The sequence below is a fragment of the Gordonibacter pamelaeae 7-10-1-b genome (assembly GCF_000210055.1).
In the GTDB taxonomy this organism is placed as follows: domain Bacteria; phylum Actinomycetota; class Coriobacteriia; order Coriobacteriales; family Eggerthellaceae; genus Gordonibacter; species Gordonibacter pamelaeae.
Window position 1 is genome coordinate 2,843,130 of sequence record NC_021021.1, and the last position, 1,643, is coordinate 2,844,772.

The following is a 1,643-nucleotide window of genomic DNA, read 5'->3' on the forward strand; positions in this document are numbered from 1 at the left end:
GTCTCCGGGTGCGTCGCCGCGGCGGGGGCCGGACGCTTCTCGAGGCCGGCGACCTGCTCGTGCTCGGCACGCTCATGCTCGCATTGGCTAACGTGAGAAACGAGCTCTTCCTGATGACCTCAATGGCGCTCGCCCTGTCCGATATCCAGGGAGAGGTGGCGGGCCCGCGCGCACGGAGACCCCTTGCCCTCGCCGCATGCTGCACGGCTGCGCTCGTCGCCGCCGTCGGGTGCCTCGCCGCGACCGTGTCGGCCAAGACCGCGCTCGAGCAGTCCGCGGAGGCGGCGATCGCCGCCCTCGAGGATGCCGAGGCAGACGGGGGCGAGGCCGTCATCTGCGATATCGACGTGGGGAGCGAACTCGAACTCGCGGGGTACCGGCCTCTGCTCGACACGCGGGCGGAGCTCTACTGCCCCGAGCTCAACGGGGGCACGGATGCCTGGGGCGCCGCCCGGGCCATGCTGGCGAGCGATACCGAGGCCATCGAGGGCACCGGCGCCGATTTCGCAGTCGTCCCCTCGGGGGCCTACCCCGCTCTCGAGGACGGGCTTGCCGAACTCGGGTTCTCACGGGTGCATGACGACGGGACCTTCGAGGTGTATGCCCGCAAGGCGGCTCCATAATTCCTCCACAAGCGGAAATAGGTCCTGAGCTGGGACAATCCCGAACCTTTCCCATTTCTGGGCAGGGTGCTGACCCGTCCTCCCGCCGGGGGCATAGTTTATGCCGTATCGCCCCGGATGGGGCACAGGCTTCGCGCGGGCATGTGCCCGCGCAGACATCCAAGAGAGGAGGAGGTCCAATGAACGATATCCTCGCCAAGCCGGCGGCCATCGCCACCTGCGGCCTTTTCAACATGAAGCGCCGCGCCAAGGAGGCCCTGTCCGCCCAGGGCTCCATCGAGTGGGTCGTCATCGTCGTCTGCATCGCCGTCGCGCTGATCGCCGCGCTGATCTACCTGTCCAACCAGATGAACGTCAAGATCAACACGGTCTCCGACACGCTGTCCAAAACCGGCATCTCCGGCGCCCGCCCCGGCCAGGGCGGCCACTAGCGCATCCCGGAGCCATCCGTCCGGGGGCAGACACCCCCGCCCCCGGGCATCCCGAACCTTCCCGCGCGCCGACAGGGCGCGCTTTCCAGATAACCACAGCACCGGAGGGAGCCGCATGCTCGGAACACTCACGCTCGCAGCCGGGACGGCCGCCGCCGGCTGGCTCGCGCAACATGCCTACCAATCCCTGCGCTACTCCTTCTACGAGCGCGAGGACGCGGCCATGCTCGCGGACGGCGCCGATCCCGCCGAGCGACGCGACTGGCTGGCCGCTATCGGCGCCCAGGTCGCCATCCAGGCCGTCGCGCCCTCCACGATCGCAGCGCTCGCCGCTTCCGGCGACATCGACGCGGACCTGCTGGCGGACGGCGAGTCGGGCGCCTACGCGCGCCGCTACAACCCCACGCTCGCGGGCGAGGCCTACTGGGTCCCCGCATATCTCGCCGCCGCGCTCGCCGGCGCGGCATACTCGCCGGCGGCCGCCGTGGCGGCCGTGAGCTCGCTCGCCATCGCCGCAAGCGATATCCGCTTCCGCATCGTACCGCTCCCGCATCTCGCGGTGCTCGCCGCCTCGTCTATCGCGGCCTTC

3 protein-coding genes are annotated in these 1,643 nt (G+C 70.0%); all 3 read left to right on the forward strand.

What is annotated here, in order from left to right:
• The coding region (locus GPA_RS13130; protein WP_231847651.1) for a hypothetical protein at window positions 1-623 on the forward strand (623 nt) is incomplete at its 5' end.
• A 179-nt stretch (window positions 624-802) separates the two neighbouring features.
• Window positions 803-1,054, forward strand: a complete 252-nt coding sequence (locus GPA_RS13135; protein WP_015540171.1) for a hypothetical protein — start codon at window positions 803-805, stop codon at window positions 1,052-1,054.
• A gap of 115 nt (window positions 1,055-1,169) precedes the next feature.
• Window positions 1,170-1,643: hypothetical protein (locus tag GPA_RS19400; protein WP_041239635.1), on the forward strand; the 474-nt coding region annotated here is incomplete at its 3' end.

What these genes read in the sequence shown, in the direction of transcription:
- GPA_RS13135 (WP_015540171.1), top strand. Translation starts at nt 803, where the DNA reads ATGAACGATATCCTCGCCAAGCCGGCGGCCATCGCCACCTGCGGCCTT.